This window comes from Synechococcus sp. RS9902, assembly GCF_014279635.1.
GTDB lineage: Bacteria > Cyanobacteriota > Cyanobacteriia > PCC-6307 > Cyanobiaceae > Parasynechococcus.
Genome location: NZ_CP047949.1, coordinates 1,260,319 through 1,280,651, shown reverse-complemented (window position 1 = coordinate 1,280,651; position 20,333 = coordinate 1,260,319). Strand labels below are relative to the sequence as shown.

Here is a 20,333-nt window from a genome sequence, read left to right as displayed (position 1 = left end):
CCATCGTCAACCACCCTGCTCGGATTCGCTCGCCAGTTCCTGAAGACGTCGGTAGAGTGCCCGTTCCGCATCACCCAGATCGGACGGAATCACCACAACGATCTCCACCAATTGGTCACCCAGCTCGTCATCCAGCTGCAGCCCGCGCCCCCGCAACCGCAGCAAACGTCCACTGGATGAGCCTGGAGGAACCTGCAGCGTCACAGGGCCATCCAGGGTCGGCACATCCACAGCGCAACCGAGGGCTGCATCCGGTGGAAACAGCATCAGCTTGTAGAGCACCCGCAGACCATCAATCCGCAGGCCGTCGTCGGTCACAACCCGGAGCTGCAGGAAATGATCACGGCCGCCAGGGGCAACGCCCTCAAGCCGCAGACGCCAGCCATCACCAGCAAAGGGGGGCGTGTTCAGCTCGATCACGGTGCCGTCATCGAGCGTCAGCTCCACAACGGTTCCCTGGAGAGCCTGATCGGGAGTGAGATGAACCACCGACTCGAGATCTTCCACGGCACGCACCGGCGGCGGCGGCGGCGGTGACGACACCGGAGGTTCATGGCCTCTGGTTTCCCGGCGGGCGTCATCACCACTGGCGTCATCACCGCGGAATGGGGATTCGGGCTCGTTATCAACCTCAACTGAGGAACGACCTGTTCCACCGCCGAAGATCACATCGAGGTAATCCTCAAAATCAGGGAAGCCCTGGGCAAAGGGATCGGCAACATCCGCACGGGAACCACCCCCTCTCTGCCAGGCCTCACGCCGGCGGGGATCGCTGAGCACCGCATAGGCCTCATTGACCAACTTAAAGCGCTCTTCAGCAATGGGATCGTTGCTGTTGAGATCGGGGTGCCAGCGTCGCGCCTCCCGGCGAAAGGCCCGTTTCAGTTGCTGATCCGTGCAGTCGGAATCAACCCCCAGCAGAGACCAGTAATCAGGCTCAGCGGTAGATGTCATCGTCCCAAGGTGCAAGGTCACGCCGGCTCAGACCACGGCCACGGTCACCCGGACGGCTGGGGGGACCCCAGGGATCGTCGTCCCAGTCATCGGCAAACAGCTCATCCTTGAGGGAGCCCAGGGTGTTGCGGATCCCCTGAAGCGGGCTGCCATCGGCCTGACGCTCCGCCGACAGCCGGCGGTTCAGCCCGAACAACGCCTCCTCGAGACCACTCACGCAGAGATCAAGCTCCTGGAGGTCGTCATTGGCGAGGCAGTCCTGCACGTCACGCATGGCCATTTCAACGGCCCGTTGCTGCCGTTCAGCGCCATAAGGCCCCAGCTCGAGCGAGGCATCCCGCAGCCGCCGTTCCGCCTGGGCAAGCAATGTCTGAGCCCGGTTGCGGCGCTCGATCTGGTTGCGTTTGCGCCTGTCCTCATCAGCCCTCGCCTCCGCTTCCGCCAGCAGAGCGGTCACATCTTCCTCATTGAGGTTCGAGCCGCCCTGAATCGACACCGACTGCTTGCGGCCGGTGGTGCGGTCGGTGGCACTGACCTGCAGCAGGCCATTGGCATCGATGTCGAAGGCCACCTGCACCTGGGGCACCCCCCGCGGGGCGGGTGGAATCCCGGAGAGCCGGAAACGACCGAGAGACTTGTTGTCCGTCGCCATCTGGCGCTCCCCTTGCCAAACATGGATTTCCACGGACGACTGATTGGCTTCCGAGGTGCTGAACACATCGGACTGACGCACGGGGATTGGCGTGTTGCGGGGAATCAGCACCTTCATCAATCCGCCGATGGTCTCCAGTCCCAGCGACAGGGGGGTGACGTCGTTGAGCAGCAGATCCCTGAGTTCACCGGTGAGAATTCCGGCCTGCACCGCAGCGCCGATGGCCACCACCTCATCGGGATTCACCGATTGGCAGGGATCGATCGGTACGAGGGTGCGCACCAGTTGCTGAACCATCGGCATCCGCGTAGCACCACCCACCAGCACGACGTCATCGATGTCGTCAGCCGACCAGCCGGAGTCGCGCAGCGCCGCCTGGACTGGACTCAGCAGACGATCCAGCAGATCGGGGCATAGCCCTTCGAAGGTGGCGCGGTCCAGGCGGGTTTCGATGTGCAGCGGACCATCGCTGCCGGTGGCAATGAAGGGAAGCGAAATCGGGGTGCTGAGCACACCGGAGAGTTCCTGCTTCGCCTTCTCAGCCGCTTCCGTCAACCGCTGCAGGGCCTGGCGATCGCGCCGCAGATCAATCTTGTGCTCCTCTTCAAAGGCATCGGCAAGCCAGTTGACGATGCGTTGATCGAAATCGTTGCCGCCGAGTTGCGTGTCGCCGTTCGTCGCCTTGACGTCAAAAACGCCGTTGGCGATGCGCAGCAGCGACACGTCAAAGGTGCCGCCACCAAGGTCGAAGACCAGGACCCGTTTAACGGCGCTGCGGTCAAAGCCATATGCCAGAGCTGCTGCGGTGGGCTCATTGAGAATGCGCTCCACCGAGATTCCCGCCAGCCGTCCGGCGTCACGGGTGGCCTGGCGCTGTGCGTCGTTGAAGTAAGCGGGCACGGTCACCACCGCCGCTTCCACTGGTTCACCCAAATAGGTGGACGCGTCATCGACAAGCTTGCGAATGATGCTGGCCACCAGTTCTTCGGGCGCGTATTCCCGCTCGGTGACCGGGCAAGGAACCCGAACCTGCCCTTGGTCGTTGGCACGCACCGTGTAGGGAACCGAGAGGCTGCTGTCCTCCAGTTCGTCCCAGTCCCGGCCGACGAACCGCTTCAGGTTCGAGAAGGTGTTGCGGGGGCTGAGCACCAGCTGGCGCCGGGCCAGCTGACCCACCAACAGTTCCTGATCCTTGGTGTATCCGACAACGGATGGGGTGGTTCGGCCGCCCTCGGCATTGGCGATCACGTGGGGACGACCTGCCTCCAGCACAGCGACAACCGAATTGGTGGTCCCCAGATCGATTCCGACGATCCGCCCCATATCCCTGAAAACTTGATCCCCACGCTAACGGCAGGTTCAAACCGGCTCCAGTCCCTCCCTTAAGCGGTTGTTAATGCCCCCAAACGGTTCGGGTCATACGTTGTAAGGGCGCGCCATTGGATGCATGTCCGACCCGGACAGTCGTTACTTGCTCCGAAGCCGTCCACCAGCGGAAAAGCTGGTGGACATCAGTTTCAGAAATCTCGCCATCGCCATGGCCTCCGTTGTGGCGATCGTTCTGTTCTCAATCCTTGTGGTGGTTTTCCAGGGGAGCCTGGATTCCATGGCCCGCTACGGATGGCAATTTCTGGTCACCTCAGACTGGAATCCCGTGGACGATCAGTACGGGGCCGGAGCCGCGATCTACGGCACCTTGATCACGTCACTACTCGCGTTGATGATCGCGGTGCCCCTCGGTGTTGGCACAGCCATTTTCATCACCGAAAACATCATTCCCAAGCGGATCAGGGACGTGATCGGCCTGATGGTGGAACTGCTCGCGGCGATTCCATCGGTGGTGCTTGGCCTCTGGGCCATTTTTGTGATGGAACCGTTCATCAGGCCTGGGCTGGAACTTCTTTATCAGCTGTTCAATTGGTTCCCCCTGTTCAGCACCCCACCGATGGGTCCTGGCACCATTCCCGCAGTGTTGATCCTGGTGGTGATGATCCTGCCGATCATCACGGCGATCTCCCGTGATTGCCTGAACCAGGTTCCGCCGCAACTGCGCCAGGCGGCCTATGGGGTGGGCACAACCCGCTGGGGAGCCATCATCAATGTGATTCTCCCGGCAGCGATTTCCGGAATCATTGGTGGTGTGATGTTGGCCTTGGGCCGAGCCATGGGCGAAACCATGGCCGTGACCATGATCATCGGAAATTCCAACAACTTCAGCGTTTCGCTGCTGGCCCCTGGCAACACCATCGCAGCGATGCTGGCCAATCAATTTGGTGAGGCGGATGGCTCCCAGGTGTCATCACTGATGTACGCAGCGTTCGTGCTGATTGTTCTCACCCTGTGCGTGAATATTTTTGCCCAGTGGATCGTGAAGCGTTTGAGCCTGAAGTACTGACATGACACAGACGCTCACCCACAACAAGGCCGAGTCAGCTTCTGACCTCAGCTACAAACCCTTTCAACGCAGAAACATCAGCAGCAGGGCGCTCTCGTTTCTGGCAGCCCTATTTGCCGCGATTGCTGTCCTGCCCCTGATCCTGGTGCTGGGCTACGTGCTCGTGCAGGGGGGCAGCAAGATCAGCCTGGCCCTGCTGACGCAACTCCCACCACCGCCAGGCCTCGAAGACGGCGGCATCGCCAATGCAATCGTTGGAACGCTGGTGGTGACGGCCATCGCTGCACTGATCGCCGTTCCGGTGGGCGTCGGCGGCGGCGTGTTTCTGGCTGAATACTCCCGTTCGGGATGGTTCGCTCAGTTCATCCGCTTCGGCACAAATGTGCTGGCCGGGGTGCCATCGATCATCGCCGGCGTTTTCATCTACGGCACGATCGTTACCAGTCGAGTCCTGTTCGGAAACGCCTACAGCGCCGTGGCCGGTGGCATGGCACTGGCGGTGCTGATGCTTCCCACAGTGATCAAAACCACCGATGAAGGTCTGAAGCTGGTGCCCGACGATCTCCGGCGTGGCGCCCTCGGCGTGGGGGCATCCCGGTTCGTCACCGTTGTTCGCATCACCCTTCCTGCCGCATTAACCCCGATAGCCACAGGGGTTGTGCTGGGCATCGCCCGAGCAGCAGGGGAAACAGCTCCCTTGATCTTCACCGCTCTGTTCTCACCGTTCTGGTCGGATCTGCTCACACCCGAAGGGATCTTCGCTCCAATCGCGACCCTCTCGGTGATGATCTACAACTTCGCGATCATGCCCTACGAATTTCATAACGAGCTGGCGTGGGCCGCATCGTTTGTGCTCGTGGTGATGATCCTGGCCCTGAACCTCTTCTCTCGCTGGCTGGCGCGATTTGCTGCCAAATAAACCTTCTTCTACATAAAACAATGACGACTCTTCAACAGCCCAAAGCCACCGAGTCCCACAACGCAGACGTCGCCCTTTCCCTACAGAACGTCACGATCAGCTACGGCAATTTCGAAGCCGTCAAAAACGTCTACTGCGAGATTCCCCGCGGCAAGGTGACAGCCTTCATTGGCCCATCCGGATGTGGAAAGTCCACGGTGCTTCGTTCATTGAATCGGATGAACGATCTGATCGAAGGCTGCTCACTGAAGGGAAGCATCCTGTTTGGAGGTGTAGACCTCTACGGGCCCAGGATTGATCCGGTGGAAGTGCGCCGCCGGATCGGAATGGTGTTCCAACAACCCAACCCATTCCCGAAAAGCATCTACGAAAACATTGCCTTCGGCGCTCGCATCAACGGCTACACCGGAGACATGGATGAGCTTGTTGAGCGTTCCCTCCGCCAGGCGGCGGTTTGGGATGAGTGCAAAGACAAGCTGAATGAAAGCGGGTATTCGCTCTCCGGCGGACAGCAGCAGCGCCTCTGCATCGCGCGCACGATCGCGATTCAGCCAGAGGTCATCCTCATGGATGAGCCCTGCTCAGCCCTTGATCCCATCTCAACGTTGAAGATCGAGGAGACGATGCATGAGCTCAAGAAGAGCTTCACCATCGTGATCGTCACCCACAACATGCAGCAGGCCGTTCGCGTCAGCGACATGACCGCCTTTTACAACGCAGAGGCCGTTGAAGGCGGAACCGGAAAGGTGGGTTACCTCGTGGAATTCAACGAGACCGACAAGATCTTCAACGCCCCCCAACAGCAGGCCACCCAGGACTACGTCTCCGGTCGTTTCGGCTGATCGCCGAGCCGGCCCCAGGCAAGGCCGTAATTGGGCCTTCAGGCCTAGAGAAGGGCAAAAAAAATCCGGTCCTTCAGGACCGGAGAAGCGGAGAGCGAGGGATTCGAACCCTCGATAGAGTTGCCCCTATACAGCATTTCCAGTGCTGCGCCTTCGACCACTCGGCCAGCTCTCCACCGGCTAAATGGGGCAGGTGAGAATGTAGCAGGGCACTGCCAGCAGACCTTCATGCGTCCCAGCCACAGGATCACGATTCACTGGCGCCAGGAGGGTCGCACCATCACCCATGACGTCCCTGAGGGGGACTACATCCTTCACAGCTTCGAAGAGCAGGGTGACCCACTTCCTTTCTCCTGCAGAAACGGATGCTGCACGGAGTGCGCCGTTCGCGTGCAGAGCGGCAACCTCGACCAGCGCGAAGCCATGGGTCTGTCGCGGGAGCTGAGGGACAAGGGCTACGGCCTGCTCTGCGTGGCCCGCGCCATCGGGCCCCTGGAGGCTGAAACCCAGGATGAGGATGAGGTGTACGAGCTCCAGTTCGGTCGCCACTTCGGCAAAGGGCGCGTCACTGCTCGCATTCCCCTCGAGGAGGAGTGAACATGCCGAAATCGATCTGCACCCGTGCCGCCCACGAAGCCGGTCTCAGCCCAAGCGATCTGGAGCGTCTTGTCGGCGTGGCCCGATCAGCGGCCGATACCGGTGGCCAGGAACTGATGCACCACTACGGGCGCCTGGCGTCCATCGAAAGCAAAGGCCGCATCGGCGACCTGGTCACCAATGCCGACCTTGCTGCCGAACGCATCGTCTTGGATCTGCTGGCGGAGCAAACCCCTGAGATTGCCGTGCTGGCGGAGGAAAGCGGGGCAGCCGGTCAGCAGGACGGCCTGAGGTGGTGTGTTGACCCCCTCGATGGGACCACAAACTTCGCCCACGGCTACCCCTTTTTTGCCACCTCGATCGGACTCACCCTGGGCCAGCAGCCCATTCTCGGGGCCATCGCTGTGCCCTTTCTCAAGGAGATGTACTGGGGGGCACCGGGGGTCGGAGCGTTCTGCAACGACAGACCACTGCAGGTGAGCAGTTGTGATCGGCTCGAAGACTCCCTACTGGTCACCGGGTTCGCCTACGACCGGCACACCCGACTCGACAACAACTACGCCGAGTTCTGCTGGTTCACCCATCGCACCCACGGCGTGCGCCGGGGCGGTGCTGCTGCGGTGGACCTGGCCTTTGTGGCCGCTGGCCGCCAGGACGGCTATTGGGAACGGGGCCTGTCTCCCTGGGATCTGGCCGCTGGCGTGGCGTTGGTGGATCTGGCCGGTGGAACCGTCACCGGCTATGGCAATCGACCCTTCGACCTCTCCAGTGGCCGGGTCGTTGCCGCTGGCCCCAGCCTGCATGCGGCGATCACCGAGGGGCTGTCTCAGGTGCAACCACTGCCTGGAGCCGCCTTCGGAGCGCCCGAGGTCACGGCCATGGGATCCTGAGGCGTGGCCGAGAGGACGTGAGATGGCGCTGCAACCTGCAGCTGGCGCAAAGGATCTGAATCCACGTCAGGTGGAGACCAACCGACAGCTGACGGAACGTCTGGCGTCGGTCTACCGCCTCTGGGGCTACGACGAGGTCTCGCCACCCCGGGTGGAACGCCTGGCCACCCTGATGGCCGGCGGTGCCATCGACAGCTCAGACATTGTTCGTCTGGTGGCTGATGACCCCCTCGGGCTGCGCCCGGAGATGACGGCATCCATCGCCAGAGCCGCCTGCACCCGATTTGCGGATCGCCAGAGACCGCTGCGGCTCTGGGCCTCTGGCACGGTGTTCCGCACCCGTTCCGCCGATGAGGGTGGTCAGTGCATTGAGGAAAACCTTCAGAGCGGCGTTGAACTGTTCGGCGTCAGTGGCAGCGAGGCGGAGATGGAGCTGCTCAGCCTGCTGATGGCCTCCGTTCAGACCCTGGGGCTGCAGGCCAGCCAGAAACCAAGGCTGTTGCTGGGTCACACCGCTCTGATGGATCTGGTGCTCCGTCCGTTCAGCGGTGCTTTGCGTGATCAGATCCGCACGGCATTGATCGATTTCGACCGGTTGGCCATCGAGGGCTTCGATCTGGCCGACGCTGAGAAGACCAGGCTGCTCTCCTTGTTGGACTGCCGTGGCACCCCCGACCAGGTGCTGACGCAGCTCGGCAGTCTCTGCGGGGAACAGCCGGTCTTCGATGAGCTGCGGCGCCTCTGTGCCCATCTCGCCTCGGCAGCTCAGGCTCAGGCGGTGACGATCCAGCTCGACCCAACCTTCCAACCCCATTTCGAGCTCTACACCGGCCTGGTGTTCCAGCTGGTCTGTGATGGCCGCAGTTCACCGGTGGTGATTGCCCGCGGCGGCCGCTACGACGATCTGGTGCGCCGTTGCGGCGCAACGGATGACCGGGCCTTTGGCGCTGGGTTCAGCCTCGCGATCGATCCGATCCGCGAACTGATTTCAGACATGGAAGCTGCCGAGCACCAGCAGTCCGATGTTCTCGTTGCTTTTTCAACGGCCTCGAATCTGGAATCCGCGATGGAGCGTCAGCGCGGCTGGCACGAGCAGGGACGCACCGCTGTGATGGCCCTGGAAGCCCTGGCGTCCAAGCAGGAGGCTGAGCAGCATGCGAAGGCCCAGGGTGGTCTGCAGCTGGATTGGGTCGATCCTTAGGATCCCGCTGTGCAACAAGACCTCCATGGCTCATTCCATCGTCACTGACGTTTGCGAGGGGATCGCTGATTGTGTTGATGCCTGCCCTGTGGCCTGTATCGACCAAGGCAAAGGAAAGAACAAGAAGGGCACTGACTTCTACTGGATCAATTTCGACACCTGCATCGATTGCGGTATCTGCCTGCAGGTGTGTCCCGTTGAGGGAGCCATCATTGCTGAAGAGCGCCCTGACCTGCAGAAGACGCCCTGATCTGGGCCAAGGGACGTAGGCACGAAGGTACGGGGAACCCCCTGAAACAGCCGTTGAGCCCGGGTAAAACCTGTCTCTAATGTCTGGTTTTTCACATCAAAGGAATGGCGGTGCTGGAGGAACAGGGTCAGATTCAGATCCACACCGAAAACATTTTCCCGATCATCAAGAAGGCCGTTTATTCCGGCCATGAGGTGTTTCTGCGGGAGCTGGTGAGCAATGGCGTTGACGCCATCAGCAAGCGCCGCATGGCGGCGATGGCCGGCGATTGCACTGAAGGGGATGACGGGGCCATTCGGATCAGTGTGGATCGCGAAGCCAAAACGCTCACCATCAGCGACAACGGCATCGGCATGACCGCCGATGAGGTGAAGCGCTACATCAACCAGGTGGCCTTCTCCAGCGCCGAGGATTTCCTGGAGAAGTACAAGCAGGAAAACGACGCCATCATTGGCCACTTCGGCCTGGGCTTCTATTCCAGCTTCATGGTGGCCGAGCGGGTTGAGCTGCTGACCCGTTCAGCCCGGCCCGAGGCTGAGGCCGTGCGCTGGAGCTGTGATGGCTCCCCGAACTTCAGCCTCACTGCCGCCGAGAAAGACCAGCCCGGCACAGACGTGATCCTTCATCTGATGGAGGACGAGCTCGAATATCTCGAACCGGCTCGGATCCGCACCCTGATCAACACCTACTGCGACTTCATGGCAGTACCGGTGCAGCTGGAAGGGGAAACCATCAACAAGATGGATGCCCCCTGGCGCAAAAGTGCCAGAGACCTGAGTGATCAGGACTACATCGACCTGTACCACTACCTCTATCCCTTCCAGGGCGATCCCCTGCTCTGGGTTCACCTCAACACCGACTATCCCTACAACCTCCAGGGCATTCTTTTCTTCCCCAAGCAGACCGGACGTGCCGACTGGGAGAAGGGGGAAATCAAGCTGTACTGCAACCAGGTGTTCGTCAGCGATTCGATCAAGGAGGTCGTTCCGCGCTACCTGTTGCCCCTGCGGGGGGTGATCGATTCACCCGATATCCCCCTGAACGTGAGCCGCAGTGCTCTGCAAACCGACCGGCGCGTTCGCTCCATCGGCAACTTCGTCGCCAAGAAAGTGTCCGACCGGCTGCGGAGCCTGAAAAAGGAGGATCCCAAGGGTTATGCCGAGGCCTGGGATGCCCTGGCACCCTTCGTGAAGATCGGCGCCATGGAGGACGAGAAGTTCGCCGAACAGGTGTCTGAACTGATCCTGTTCGCCACCACCGCTGCAGCAGGGGAAGGGGACGACGCTGACCCGATCGCCTGCGATGGCCGTGCCTTCACCACCCTGGAGGGGTACCGCAGCCGACTGGACGCGGATCAGAACAAGCGTGTGCTCTACAGCACCGATGACGTTGCCCAGGCCGGTGCGCTCAACCTCTGGACCTCCCAGGGCGCGGAAGTGCTGAAGCTAGAGACGGTAATCGACACCCAGTTCATCCCCTGGCTGGAACATCGCCATGAGGAACTCACCTTCCAGCGCGTCGACTCGGAACTGGACGAAAGCCTGAAGGACAACGATGCCGAACTCACCGATCAGGACGGCACCACGGAGTCAGACCGACTGCGTGATCTGATCAAAGCGGCCCTGGCCAACGACAAAGTGACCGTTCAGGTGCAGGCCCTGAAAGCCGAGGGGGCACCGCCGGCCATGATTCTTCTGCCGGAACAGATGCGCCGGCTGAACGACATGGGCGCCTTGATGGAACAACGCCTGCCGGGCCTTCCCGAGCATCACGTGCTGCTGGTGAACCGGCGCCACCCCCTTATGGAGGGGATGCTGAAGTTGCGTGCCGGTGGCGTGCTGGTGGGAGCGGCGGAAACATCGCCGACCGCAAGCCTGGCCGAGGATGTGGCCCGCCATCTGTATGACATGGCGCGCCTGGGAGTCGGGGGGCTGGAGCCCAATGAGCTGGCCGGTTTCCAGACCCGCAGCGCTGAATTGATGGGTGCCTTGATGCAGAGAGGACTCTGAGCCGAAGACCTTTTGCTAAATTGGTTGTTTGGAACTGACTTTTCAGCTCCAAACAACCTCTCAGTAGAAGGACATCGTCATGTCACGGGTGTGTCAGCTCACCGGTACTCGCGCCAACAACGGCATGGCCGTGAGCCATTCCCACATCCGCACCAAGAAGCTGCAGCAGGCCAACCTGCAGCAGCGTCGTCTCTGGTGGGCGGAAGGCAACCGCTGGGTGAAGCTGCGTATCACCACCCGCGCCCTCAAAACCATCCAGAAGAAAGGTCTGGGCGCCTACGCCAAGTCTCTGGGCATTAATCTGGCCAAGATCTGAGATCTTGAACGGGTGAATCGGCGGGAATTACTAGTCAAGTCCGGCCTTTTCCTTGCAGCTCTTACGCTCACACCCTCGCGGGGCTCGGCCCTCGGGGGTGTTGTTTTGGAAACGGGCACAACCGTGCCTGATTTCGATCTGCCCGGATCCAGCCAGTCCGAACCCGATCGGAAGCAATGGAGCAGCCGTGATCTGCGCGGCCGCTGGCTCGCGGTTTACTTCTATCCAAGGGATTTCACCGGCGGATGCACGATCGAAGCCCGGGGCTTCGAAAGCCTTCACAACGACTTCCTTCAAGCCGGTGCGGAAGTGATCGGCATCAGCGCCGACAGCGTTGACGACCATGAATCCTTCTGTGAGAGCGAGGGATTGAGCTTCCCCCTGCTGTCCGATCCCGACGGGACCGTGAGCAAGGCCTACGGGTCGTGGATGGCGCCGTACTCGCTACGCCACACCTTTCTGATCGATCCAGACGGGGTCCTACGTGAACGCTGGGTGGCGGTTCGACCCAACGGTCACGCCCGCGAGGTGCTGGATGCGTTGGTGTCTTTTCAGACCAAAGCCGACGTTTGACAAAAGAGGGCTTTTGCTGAATGGTGGAACGAACGAAGCGTTGATCGAATAAATGGGTGCGGGTCAGAGTTCATTTGTAATCCTCTATCACCGCACGCCGTTCGACGAATCAAAAGACAAGAACGGGAAAAGAATATGGGTCGATCAGAAAAGCCCTAACGGAATTATTCCAACCCTTCGCAACCTCTTCCGTAGCTGCGAAAAAGGCACCTGGATTGCCTGGAGACGGGTCGACGATCAGTCGAATGAAGGTACAGAACGGTTTGAGATGGAACACCCTTCGCCGTTCACTCTGTGCCGAATCCCCCTGGAAGATGAACAGATCTCCAGTTTTTATCACATCACATCCAAAGAATGCTTCTGGCCAATTCTTCATACGTTTCCAACCTATTTCAATGTCAACAACGCGAACTGGAAGATCTTTGAAGAGGTCAACAAACGTTTCGCCATGGCGGCATGCGCTGAAGCCGCCGAGGGTGCAACGGTGTGGGTGCATGACTACAACCTTTGGCTGGCTCCCGGATACATCCGAGCCGAACGTCCAGACCTGAAGATTGCCTTTTTCCATCACACTCCTTTCCCGGGGAATGATGTTTTCGCCATCCTTCCCTGGCGTGAGCAGATCCTGGAAAGTTTGCTCTGTTGTGATGTCGTTGGCTTCCATATTCCCCGCTACACCGAAAACTTTGCCCGTGCCGCCACAACCCTGGTGGGGGCCAAACGTGGGGCCAAAGTGCCGGTGGACAAGAAATTCATTGAGGTGGGAACCGCTCTTTCGGAAGGCACGGTCACCAGTCACCTCGAGCACAACGGTCGCACCATTCAGCTGCTCAGCTCTCCGGTGGGCACCTCACCGGATCTGATTCAGGAATTGTGCTGGAGCCCGTCGGTTGAAAGTCATGGCGAATTGATTGTTCAAGACACCAAAAAAGGACGAAAACTGATCCTCTCTGCCAGTCGGGTGGATTACACCAAGGGCAACGAAGAGTTGCTGCTGGCGTTTGAACGGCTGTTGGAACGACGCAAGGATCTGCACGGCCAGGTGGTGCTGATGCTGGCCTGTGTGGCCGCTGCCAGTGGAATGAAGATCTACGAAGACACCCAACGATCAATCGAGGAGATGGCCGGACGCATCAACGGCCGCTTCAGCCAGATCGATTGGGTGCCCATCCGCTTTTCCACCCGCCGGATCCCTTACGACGAAATGATCGCCTGGTTCTGCCATGCCGATGTCTGCTGGATCACGCCGCTGCGGGATGGCCTGAATCTGGTGGCCAAGGAGTACGCCGCTGCTCGACGCAACCGTGGCGGCGTTCTTGTGCTCTCGGAATTCACCGGAGCCTCGGTTGTGCTGGATGGCGCCGTGCTCACCAATCCCTATTCCAATCGCCGCATGGATGAGGCCATCGAATCGGCACTGGAAATGGATGAAGACGAGCAGCGCGACCGCATGAGCCGCATGACCGATGCCGTGGAGAACTACACGGTGAGCGACTGGGCAGAGGAACAGATGTCTGGCCTGTCGCCCTCCACCCCGCAATGAAACTGCGCCGCTGGCTCGCAGGCGGTGCCTTGGCGCTGGTGATGGCCCTGGGTGTTCTGGTGGGATCAGCCTCCTCGCGCGCGGAGGAGGTGAGCATCCTCATGCCCTCCTCCTTCACCGATGCCAGTGCCGATCTGGTGAAAGCCTTCAACCGCGAGCATCGCGGCCGGATTCATCTCAAATTGATTCGCGGACCGTTGAACACGGAATCGATTTCAGACCTGGCGATCAGCAGTCTTCTGCTCGGTGATGCGCCGTTCGACGCGCTGTTGATGGATGTCACCTGGTTGCCGAAATATGCCGCCGCCGGCTGGCTGGAAGCCCTGGATCCCTGGTTTGGTCAAGGCGACCAGGAGCAGCTGGTGCAAGGTGCTCGGCTGGGCAATGACTACGAAGGCCATCTCTACCGCTGGCCGCTGGTGGCCGATGTGGGACTGCTCTACTGGCGCACGGATCTGATGGAGCAGCCACCAGCAACGCCCGATGCGCTGGTGGAGGTTGCCGCACGCTTGGTTGAAAGCCAGGCCGTTACCAACGGTTTTGTCTGGCAGGGGCGTCAGTACGAAGGATTGAGCTGCGACTTCCTTGAAGTGCTGGAGGGCTTCGGCGGTGACTGGATGGACACCACCACCAACGCCATGGAGCTCGATTCGCCTGAGGCAACGGCCGCAGCAGCCTGGTTGAACGGTCTGATCAGCGAAGGCGTCAGCCCCTACGCCGTGACCAATTACGCCGAGGCGGAGTCGCTTCAGGCCTTCAAGGCCGGTGATGCCGCTCTGATGCGCAACTGGCCCTACGCCTGGGCTGAACTCCAAAAGGACGACAGCGCGGTGAAGGGCAACGTCGGCATCAGCCTGATGGTGGCCCAACCGGGTGAACGCCCCGGAGCCACCCTCGGCAGCTGGGGGCTGAGCCTGATGCGCCAATCGCAGCACAAGGAAGCAGCGGTGGAAGCGATTCGCTACCTCACCAGCGAAGACGCCCAGCGGCAGCGTTTTCTCAACAACGGCTACACCCCAATCCAGGCGGATCTGTTCAACGACCCCGAGATGCTGAAGGCCTCTCCCGTGCTGCCGGATCTGCTGGTGGCCTTGAACCATGCGGTGGTTCGTCCGCCTACCCCGCTGTATGCCCAGCTGAGCGATGTGGTGCAGCGGGAACTCAACGGCTTGTTCACCGCGGCCGGGTCCGCCGATGAGGCCATGACCACTAGTCAGCAGCGGAGCCAGACTCTGCTGCGGGCTGCGGGAGCCACGCCATGACGATGCTCCTGGCTGCACCTGCTCTGCTGTTGATCGTGGTGGTGTTCGGCTGGCCGATGCTTCGCTACGCATGGCTGAGCTTCCACGCTGATTCCGTTCTCACTGGCCTCGAACCGGTGGCCAACGGCGGAGCCAACTGGTGGCGACTTGCGGCCGATCAGCGCTTCTGGCTGGATGCCGGACAAACCGCGCGATTCGCCCTGATCTCAGTGGGTTTGGAGTTGCTGTTGGCCCTGGCCATTGCGCTGCTGCTGCATCAACGCTGGCGCGGCAGGGGGGCCGTTCGCGCCCTGACCCTGCTGCCCTGGGCCCTGCCCACAACGATGATGGCCCTGGGCTGGCGCTGGATCTTCAACACCCCCTACGGCCCGATCGAGGTGCTGGCACGAAGCCTTGGCCTCAATTCCCTGGATCTGCTGTCCACCCCATCGATCACCTGGCTGGTGACCGTGTTTGCGGATGTCTGGAAAACAACGCCCTTCATCACGCTGATTCTTCTGGCGGGACTCCAGAGCATTCCCGACGACCTCTACAGCGCCTTTCGCCTGGAAGGGGGAACGTCGCTTCAGGCGCTTCGCAGGGTCACCCTGCCGCTGCTGCTCCCTTACATCCTGCTGAGCCTCCTGTTCCGCCTGGCCCAGGCTTTCGGGGTGTTTGATCTGGTGCAGGTGCTGACTGGGGGTGGTCCCGCCGGCAGCACCGAAAGCATCGCCCTCTATGCCTACCTCAACGGCATGCGCTTCCTCGATTTCGGCTACAGCGCCACGGTGATGCTCGCGGGATTCCTGTTGCTGACCGCGCTGATTCTTGCGGGCACGTTGCTGCTGAGGAGCTTCGGTCTGTTGAGGTCCCTGGACCGATGACACATGGATCGATGACACGTGGACCGATGACACGACGTTCCCTCTGGATTGCTCTGCTGCTGGTCTGGTCCCTCGCTCCGATGCTGTGGCAGCTGCTGAGTTCCTTCACCACCGCAGATGCTCTGGTCAATGACCAATTGAGCTTCTGGAGCCGTTGGACGCTCAACAACTACCGGGATCTGCTCAGCACAGATCCACCCTTCTGGCGTTACCTACTCAACAGCAGCCTGGTGGCTTCCCTCACCACACTGCTCAACTTGATGCTGGCCATCCCCGCCGCCTACGGACTGGCAAAGCTGCCTCAGCGGTTGAAAGGAATCCTCCGCACTGCCGTGGTGGGCGCCGCTCTGTTCCCTTATGTGCTGCTGTTTCTGGCACTGCTCGAACTGGCCCGCACCTTTGCCCTCGGCAACAACCTGATCGCCATCGCCATTCCCTACAGCGCTTTGTCGATGCCTCTGGCCCTGCTGCTGCTCACCGCGGCCTTCGAAGCCCTGCCCAACGACCTCGAAGACGCAGCAAAGCTTGAGGGGCTGTCGTTGTGGCAGCGGCTGCGCTGGGTGCTGCTCCCCTTGATTGCACCGGCCTCCGCCAGCACGGCAATCCTGGTGTTCCTGTTCGCCTGGAACGAATATCCCGTGGCGCTCACCTGGCTGAGCCGCAGCGATCTGCTCACATTGCCGGTGGCGATGGCCCGAATTGCGGGATCATCCACCTATTCCGTCCCCTACGGCACCTACGCGGCAGCCACCGTGCTCGGTGCCATTCCTCTTCTGGTGCTGGTGCTGGTGTTTCAGCGCCAGATCGTCAGTGGACTCACCAACGGAGCCATCAAGGGATGACACTGCAACTTCGGGCCATCAACAAGCGTTTCGGCGAGCGACAGGTTCTCCACCAGCTCGACCTCGATGTGGCCAACGGCGAATGCGTCGCTCTGCTTGGGGCCAGCGGCTGTGGGAAAAGCACGGCCCTGCGTCTGATCGCCGGGCTCGATCACCCCGACCAAGGGTCGATTCGCATCAATGGTGCGGAGATGGTCGACGTGCCCGCTGAGCGTCGCCGAGTGGGGATGGTGTTTCAAAGCTATGCCCTGTTCCCGCATCTAAATGTGTGGGACAACCTCGAACTGGGGCTGCGCATGCGGGGCGGCAGCGCCGCCGCCCGCGATGAGCGGATCCGAGGCGTCCTGGAGGTGTTGCAACTCAGCGGCGAATCCCGGCAACGGCCCTCACAACTGTCCGGCGGCCAGCGCCAGCGCGTTGCCCTGGCCCGAGCCCTGTTGCGGGACCCCCTCGTTTATCTGCTCGATGAGCCGATGAGCAATCTGGATGCCCAGTTGCGTGAGGACCTGCGGCCTCAATTGCGCCGCCTGATGATCGGCGGAGAGCAGCCTGTGGTTTACGTCACCCATGACCAGCAGGAGGCGATGGCGCTGGCGGATCGCATTGCTGTGATGCGCGAGGGAAGGATTGAGCAGATCGGAACACCCCGCGAGCTGTACTTGCAACCGGCCAGCACCTACGTCGCCCAGTTCATCGGCCGCCCGCAGATGAATCTGCTGCCAGCCAGAGATGGAGTGATCACCGGCATCCGACCGGACGATCTAAGGCTCGATCCCGCGGGCTCACCCTGCACGATCCTCAGCCGTGAATGGTTCGGAGCCAACCAGATGCTGCTGGTGCGCTGCGATCGCGGCGACCTGCGGCTGGTCTGCCCCGGAGAGACAGCGATCGAGGCTGAGCCACATATCAGTTGGCCCAGCGCTTGTGAGCATCGCTTCGATGCCGTCAGCGGCCGTCGGCTGCCGTCAGATCGGCTGCCATCCGATTGAGAAGCGCGCTGTGCGCTAACGCCTGGCGGCGCAGGGCTTCGGTCTGATCAGGATCGGCTGGACGGGCCACTTCGGCCTGCCAAAGGCTCAGCAGATCATCCACAGATGGAAGCGAGCGCAAGGGGATGCAGGGCACCGTGGCCATGGCCGCTGCAGCCTCCACCTTTGGGTCGTAGCTGAGGGCAGCCATGGGGCTGTTGGCCAGTCGAGCCAGGATCAGGGCATGCAACCGCATCGGCAGCACCAAGCGCGCCCGCTGCACCAGATCGGATACTGCCTCCAGGGTCTCGGGCACCAGGGTTGAGCTGCGCGCCTTCAATCGCGCCGGTAGCAGTCCTTGATCACTCAGGTGCTGCAACAGGGGTGCGTCTTGATGGTGGTGGAAGGCCAGCCAGATCACCGGCGCATCCAAGTCGGCACTGAGCCGATCCAAAGCCTCCGTCAAGCAACGCCAGCCCGCGGAATCCAGCAAAGGTGTGGGACGCCAGCTGAGCACGATGGCGTCGCCACCAAGCCAAGGGCGCGCCGGCATCTGCCAGACCGGATCGGCGGCCAGCACCATCGGCAGCTTGGGGGCCCAACGCTGGGCCCAATCAAAGGAGCGCTGATCCCTCCAACTTGCTGCCTTGCAGAGGGGCAACACCGTGCGAACCAGCAAACGACTGATCCGACGCTTCAGGGGTCCAAGGCCCTGTCCCCAGAGAACCACCTCGGCGCCACCGAGGCGGGCAACCGTCATCAGAAGCAGGTAGTAGATGAGGCTGCTGAAGCTGGTGCTGTCCTGCAGCAGGCTCCCTCCACCAAGCACCAGAACATCAGCTCTCAGGGCCGCACGAAGACAGAGCCGTAGGGAACGGCGGTTCACCGTCTGCGCCGACGGAGCCAAGGCCAGAACGGGAGCTGGATCGCGGGCTGTGATCAACAGCTGATGCGGCTCGGAAAGAGACGACACCAGCACCTGAAGCAGGGCATCGTCGCCGAGGTTGTGCTCTCCGTAGTAGCCGCAAAGCAGCAATACAGGCGCAGTGGGGCGGACCACGAGCGGCAGCCTGTTCACTCCGGGCATTATCAACCGATTCCTAGGATTCAGGGCATGCACGCGTTGTCGCTCGGAACCTGGTGGATCCATGTCGCCTCCGTGGTGGAGTGGTGCGTGGCGATCGTGTTGATGCATCGGCGTGGTCTGCAGGGCCTGGCCTGGGCCATGCTTCCGGCCCTCGTCAGTGCCATGGCTGCCTGCACCTGGCATCTGTTTGACAACAGCGAAGCGCTGCGGGGGTTGGTCACCCTTCAGGCCCTGTTCACCGTGATCGGCAACTGCACCCTGGCCTTGGCGGCCTGGCAGCTTCAACGTCGCCGGCAGGTGGATGGAGTCAGTGCTCCATGAACTTCGATCCCGCACCGCTGTTCGCCGCCTCGCTGATCCCCTATCTCCTGTTTCTGCACTGGCTGCGGAAAAGTGAGGCGCTTCCGTTGATGGCGGAGCGGGGCTTTCAGCTCACCCTGCTGTTTGTGGCCGTCACGATTGGTGCTGCCATTGCCGCCCTGCGCTGCTGCTCAGCGGAACTGGTGGAGATTGACTGGTTGCACGGTGGGGCAGAAGCCTTTCTCACCCTCAGCAACACGGTCTTGGTGATCGGTTTGTTGTTACCAACCCCCAAAAAAGGGTGAACAACTCTTAAGAGAGGCAGGCAAGGCGTCGCTAGCGCCGGAAGATGAGGTGTCGCTCATTGGCTCGAATGCTGACCCACCTTTTCGCGATCGCTCCCGCCTCCGTGTCCTGGTCTCCCAAGGTCGCCCTGGTGATGATCCTCTGCAATGTGGTTGCCATCATGGTCGGCAAGGCCACGATCAAGCACCCCAACGTTGGCGCCGCACTCCCCAACGCTTCCTTCTTCGGCGGCATGGGTCATGCAGCCCTGCTCGGCACCACCAGCCTCGGCCACATCATTGGCATTGGCGCCATCCAGGGTCTGGCCGCCCGCGGCGTGCTCTGAAGCACATCTCTTGAGGGAGGAGCCAGTCTCCTCCCTGAAACACCCCTTGGCTCAGAGCAGATACGGCAGCAGACGCAGGCCGTAACGCTCGAAGTTGTAGTTGAACAACAGCTCTGAGAGAGCGGGGGCTTCTGCGGTCGCAGAAAGCCCATGGATCAAACGTTCCAGGCGTCGGTCCGCCCTTGAATTGTCGAGGCCCCACCAGGTGCGCCGCGCCAGCCGGCCCGACACCAACCAACGCCAACTCCGCTTGGCCTTGATCAGCTCTTGGTAGCGAAGGGCCGTAGCCGAGGAGTCCCCAGACATCCCTTCAGCGATCAGCAGTTCGGCCAGTTGATCCGCGCTATCCATCGCATGGCGGATCCCTTCTCCCCCAAGCAGATTGGCGGAACTGGCCGCATCCCCCACCGCCAGCAGGGCATCAGCCACCAAAGGTTCGGAGCGGGCGATGCTGCTGGACACCGGCCCGCCATGGCGATCCAACACCGGGCAGGCGCTCAAGCCGCAGCGTTGAATCAAGCTCTGAAGGGGTCCAGCCAGGCTGCCGGGACTCGGACGATCCTCCGGTGGGAGGTGACAGACCCCCACCTTCAGCCGTTGCTCCTGCATGGGAAAGATCCAGCCGTATCCATGGGGGATCCAGGCGGTGCCCAGAAAGAAACTGATCCGATCCCGCCAGGCAGCCGCCTGACGGTCATCGGCCTGCAGCAGCCACTCAACGCCGATGCCCTGCAGCAGAGGATCCTCGGGATTGGAAGTGAGGCCGGCCTGCTGCAGCAGATCTCGGCGTGCACCGGTGGCATCAATCAGCCAGCGCGCTGAGCGCAATGACGACCGCCCATCACGTGTTTGCAACTGCACGCTGGCTTGATCGGCCTTGAGCGTGCTCAGCGCGGCCCGGCAGCCCTGGATCAACTCGACCCCATGGCGGCGCGCTTCCTCCCAGAGCCAGGACCGAAGCCGGCCGAAGTCGAGGACCACCCCCAGATCGCCGGACGACCACCACTGATGAACCAGACCCGAAGGATCGTACAGCTGCCAGCCCTGCCAGGTGGCGGCAATGGCGTCATCCGGCAGACCCAAGCGACGAACAGCCTCCAGAGGCAGGGCGCCACTGGAATAGGCATGGCGATGGGGATCAGCCAGGCGATCCACCAGGGTCACCTCAGCACCCGCCCGGGCCAGTTGAATCGCCAGACGGGCACCGGACGGTCCCGCGCCAACGATCAGAACGGACAC

Annotated in this window: 22 protein-coding genes and 1 tRNA gene; 18 read left to right on the top strand and 5 right to left on the bottom strand. The window is 61.5% G+C overall.

From position 1 onward, the window contains the following. Positions 1-6: 6 nt before the first annotated feature. Both SynRS9902_RS07065 and dnaK read right to left on the bottom strand, forming a co-directional pair. Complete coding sequence (locus SynRS9902_RS07065) at positions 7-954, bottom strand: DnaJ domain-containing protein (protein WP_186508495.1); 948 nt, start codon at positions 952-954, stop codon at positions 7-9. Continuing rightward, entirely contained in the window at positions 938-2,929 is a 1,992-nt protein-coding gene (gene dnaK / locus SynRS9902_RS07060) for a molecular chaperone DnaK (protein WP_186508494.1), read from the bottom strand. The genes SynRS9902_RS07065 and dnaK overlap by 17 nt, the downstream gene beginning before the upstream one ends. Positions 2,930-3,053: 124 nt before the next feature. On the opposite strand from dnaK, the gene pstC reads away from it, so the two are divergent. From pstC to pstB, 3 genes are read left to right on the top strand one after another with little or no spacing between them, the layout of a single operon-like run. Further along, positions 3,054-4,001, top strand: coding sequence for a phosphate ABC transporter permease subunit PstC (gene pstC / locus SynRS9902_RS07055; RefSeq protein ID WP_115161993.1), 948 nt, complete (start codon positions 3,054-3,056; stop codon positions 3,999-4,001). A gap of 1 nt (position 4,002) precedes the next feature. Continuing rightward, positions 4,003-4,920 carry a phosphate ABC transporter permease PstA gene (gene pstA, locus SynRS9902_RS07050; RefSeq protein WP_186508492.1) on the top strand — a complete coding sequence of 306 codons (918 nt, stop codon included), beginning with the start codon at positions 4,003-4,005 and terminating at the stop codon, positions 4,918-4,920. A 20-nt stretch (positions 4,921-4,940) separates the two neighbouring features. Further along, on the top strand, positions 4,941-5,762 hold the full coding sequence (gene pstB, locus SynRS9902_RS07045; RefSeq protein WP_186508490.1) for a phosphate ABC transporter ATP-binding protein PstB: 822 nt from the start codon (positions 4,941-4,943) through the stop codon (positions 5,760-5,762). Between the two features lie 88 nt (positions 5,763-5,850). Here the strand turns inward: pstB and SynRS9902_RS07040 are convergent. After that, positions 5,851-5,937, bottom strand: a tRNA-Ser gene (locus SynRS9902_RS07040). Positions 5,938-5,990: 53 nt separating this feature from the next. On the opposite strand from SynRS9902_RS07040, the gene SynRS9902_RS07035 reads away from it, so the two are divergent. From SynRS9902_RS07035 to SynRS9902_RS06980, 12 genes are all read left to right on the top strand, one after another. Then, on the top strand, positions 5,991-6,359 hold the full coding sequence (locus SynRS9902_RS07035) for a 2Fe-2S iron-sulfur cluster-binding protein (RefSeq protein ID WP_114989241.1): 369 nt from the start codon (positions 5,991-5,993) through the stop codon (positions 6,357-6,359). 2 nt (positions 6,360-6,361) lie between these two features. Continuing rightward, positions 6,362-7,249 (top strand): inositol monophosphatase family protein, encoded by an 888-nt coding sequence (locus SynRS9902_RS07030; RefSeq protein ID WP_186508488.1) that lies wholly within the window; start codon positions 6,362-6,364, stop codon positions 7,247-7,249. Positions 7,250-7,271: 22 nt separating this feature from the next. Next, a complete protein-coding gene (locus tag SynRS9902_RS07025) occupies positions 7,272-8,450 on the top strand; it encodes an ATP phosphoribosyltransferase regulatory subunit (protein WP_186508486.1) in 1,179 nt (392 codons plus the stop codon). A 25-nt stretch (positions 8,451-8,475) separates the two neighbouring features. Then, positions 8,476-8,700, top strand: a complete 225-nt coding sequence (locus tag SynRS9902_RS07020) for a ferredoxin family protein (RefSeq protein WP_186508484.1) — start codon at positions 8,476-8,478, stop codon at positions 8,698-8,700. A gap of 104 nt (positions 8,701-8,804) precedes the next feature. Continuing rightward, positions 8,805-10,709 carry a molecular chaperone HtpG gene (htpG, locus tag SynRS9902_RS07015; RefSeq protein ID WP_186508482.1) on the top strand — a complete coding sequence of 635 codons (1,905 nt, stop codon included), beginning with the start codon at positions 8,805-8,807 and terminating at the stop codon, positions 10,707-10,709. 79 nt (positions 10,710-10,788) lie between these two features. Further along, entirely contained in the window at positions 10,789-11,025 is a 237-nt protein-coding gene (gene rpmB / locus SynRS9902_RS07010) for a 50S ribosomal protein L28 (RefSeq protein ID WP_186508480.1), read from the top strand. A gap of 12 nt (positions 11,026-11,037) precedes the next feature. Further along, positions 11,038-11,598 (top strand): peroxiredoxin, encoded by a 561-nt coding sequence (locus tag SynRS9902_RS07005; RefSeq protein WP_186508478.1) that lies wholly within the window; start codon positions 11,038-11,040, stop codon positions 11,596-11,598. Positions 11,599-11,650: 52 nt separating this feature from the next. After that, positions 11,651-13,141, top strand: coding sequence for a glucosylglycerol-phosphate synthase (gene ggpS, locus SynRS9902_RS07000; RefSeq protein WP_186508476.1), 1,491 nt, complete (start codon positions 11,651-11,653; stop codon positions 13,139-13,141). After that, positions 13,138-14,403: an ABC transporter substrate-binding protein gene (locus tag SynRS9902_RS06995; protein ID WP_186508474.1), complete on the top strand. Its 1,266-nt coding sequence runs from the start codon at positions 13,138-13,140 to the stop codon at positions 14,401-14,403. The genes ggpS and SynRS9902_RS06995 overlap by 4 nt, the downstream gene beginning before the upstream one ends. After that, positions 14,400-15,266 (top strand): carbohydrate ABC transporter permease, encoded by an 867-nt coding sequence (locus SynRS9902_RS06990; RefSeq protein WP_186508472.1) that lies wholly within the window; start codon positions 14,400-14,402, stop codon positions 15,264-15,266. Before SynRS9902_RS06995 ends, SynRS9902_RS06990 begins: the two co-directional genes overlap by 4 nt. A 26-nt stretch (positions 15,267-15,292) precedes the next feature. Beyond that, entirely contained in the window at positions 15,293-16,108 is an 816-nt protein-coding gene (locus tag SynRS9902_RS06985; protein ID WP_186508470.1) for a carbohydrate ABC transporter permease, read from the top strand. Next, positions 16,105-17,097 carry an ABC transporter ATP-binding protein gene (locus SynRS9902_RS06980; RefSeq protein ID WP_186508468.1) on the top strand — a complete coding sequence of 331 codons (993 nt, stop codon included), beginning with the start codon at positions 16,105-16,107 and terminating at the stop codon, positions 17,095-17,097. The genes SynRS9902_RS06985 and SynRS9902_RS06980 overlap by 4 nt, the downstream gene beginning before the upstream one ends. Here SynRS9902_RS06980 and csaB read toward each other — a convergent pair. Then, entirely contained in the window at positions 17,054-18,136 is a 1,083-nt protein-coding gene (gene csaB / locus SynRS9902_RS06975) for a polysaccharide pyruvyl transferase CsaB (protein WP_186508466.1), read from the bottom strand. The two genes, SynRS9902_RS06980 and csaB, sit on opposite strands and share 44 nt — an antisense overlap. A gap of 54 nt (positions 18,137-18,190) precedes the next feature. On the opposite strand from csaB, the gene SynRS9902_RS06970 reads away from it, so the two are divergent. The 3 genes from SynRS9902_RS06970 (at position 18,191) to psaK (ending at position 19,094) form a co-directional block, all read left to right on the top strand. Next, positions 18,191-18,484: a DUF2499 domain-containing protein gene (locus SynRS9902_RS06970; RefSeq protein WP_115082328.1), complete on the top strand. Its 294-nt coding sequence runs from the start codon at positions 18,191-18,193 to the stop codon at positions 18,482-18,484. Continuing rightward, a complete protein-coding gene (locus tag SynRS9902_RS06965; RefSeq protein WP_186508465.1) occupies positions 18,481-18,768 on the top strand; it encodes a DUF3593 domain-containing protein in 288 nt (95 codons plus the stop codon). The genes SynRS9902_RS06970 and SynRS9902_RS06965 overlap by 4 nt, the downstream gene beginning before the upstream one ends. Positions 18,769-18,836: 68 nt before the next feature. Beyond that, the gene (gene psaK / locus SynRS9902_RS06960; RefSeq protein WP_041434789.1) at positions 18,837-19,094 is read left to right on the top strand and encodes a photosystem I reaction center subunit PsaK; all 258 of its coding nucleotides are present in this window, start codon (positions 18,837-18,839) and stop codon (positions 19,092-19,094) included. A gap of 51 nt (positions 19,095-19,145) precedes the next feature. On the opposite strand, the gene SynRS9902_RS06955 is transcribed toward psaK, so the two are convergent. Then, the gene (locus tag SynRS9902_RS06955; protein ID WP_186508463.1) at positions 19,146-20,333 is read right to left on the bottom strand and encodes an NAD(P)/FAD-dependent oxidoreductase; all 1,188 of its coding nucleotides are present in this window, start codon (positions 20,331-20,333) and stop codon (positions 19,146-19,148) included.

Bases quoted from the DNA above. Each gene is read 5' to 3' on its own strand.
- SynRS9902_RS07065 (WP_186508495.1), bottom strand. From the start codon at position 954: ATGACATCTACCGCTGAGCCTGATTACTGGTCTCTGCTGGGGGTTGAT.
- dnaK (WP_186508494.1), bottom strand. From the start codon at position 2,929: ATGGGGCGGATCGTCGGAATCGATCTGGGGACCACCAATTCGGTTGTC.
- pstC (WP_115161993.1), top strand. From the start codon at position 3,054: ATGTCCGACCCGGACAGTCGTTACTTGCTCCGAAGCCGTCCACCAGCG.
- pstA (WP_186508492.1), top strand. From the start codon at position 4,003: ATGACACAGACGCTCACCCACAACAAGGCCGAGTCAGCTTCTGACCTC.
- pstB (WP_186508490.1), top strand. From the start codon at position 4,941: ATGACGACTCTTCAACAGCCCAAAGCCACCGAGTCCCACAACGCAGAC.
- SynRS9902_RS07035 (WP_114989241.1), top strand. From the start codon at position 5,991: ATGCGTCCCAGCCACAGGATCACGATTCACTGGCGCCAGGAGGGTCGC.
- SynRS9902_RS07030 (WP_186508488.1), top strand. From the start codon at position 6,362: ATGCCGAAATCGATCTGCACCCGTGCCGCCCACGAAGCCGGTCTCAGC.
- SynRS9902_RS07025 (WP_186508486.1), top strand. From the start codon at position 7,272: ATGGCGCTGCAACCTGCAGCTGGCGCAAAGGATCTGAATCCACGTCAG.
- SynRS9902_RS07020 (WP_186508484.1), top strand. From the start codon at position 8,476: ATGGCTCATTCCATCGTCACTGACGTTTGCGAGGGGATCGCTGATTGT.
- htpG (WP_186508482.1), top strand. From the start codon at position 8,805: ATGGCGGTGCTGGAGGAACAGGGTCAGATTCAGATCCACACCGAAAAC.
- rpmB (WP_186508480.1), top strand. From the start codon at position 10,789: ATGTCACGGGTGTGTCAGCTCACCGGTACTCGCGCCAACAACGGCATG.
- ggpS (WP_186508476.1), top strand. From the start codon at position 11,651: ATGGGTGCGGGTCAGAGTTCATTTGTAATCCTCTATCACCGCACGCCG.
- SynRS9902_RS06995 (WP_186508474.1), top strand. From the start codon at position 13,138: ATGAAACTGCGCCGCTGGCTCGCAGGCGGTGCCTTGGCGCTGGTGATG.
- SynRS9902_RS06990 (WP_186508472.1), top strand. From the start codon at position 14,400: ATGACGATGCTCCTGGCTGCACCTGCTCTGCTGTTGATCGTGGTGGTG.
- SynRS9902_RS06985 (WP_186508470.1), top strand. From the start codon at position 15,293: ATGACACGACGTTCCCTCTGGATTGCTCTGCTGCTGGTCTGGTCCCTC.
- SynRS9902_RS06980 (WP_186508468.1), top strand. From the start codon at position 16,105: ATGACACTGCAACTTCGGGCCATCAACAAGCGTTTCGGCGAGCGACAG.
- SynRS9902_RS06970 (WP_115082328.1), top strand. From the start codon at position 18,191: ATGCACGCGTTGTCGCTCGGAACCTGGTGGATCCATGTCGCCTCCGTG.
- SynRS9902_RS06965 (WP_186508465.1), top strand. From the start codon at position 18,481: ATGAACTTCGATCCCGCACCGCTGTTCGCCGCCTCGCTGATCCCCTAT.
- psaK (WP_041434789.1), top strand. From the start codon at position 18,837: ATGCTGACCCACCTTTTCGCGATCGCTCCCGCCTCCGTGTCCTGGTCT.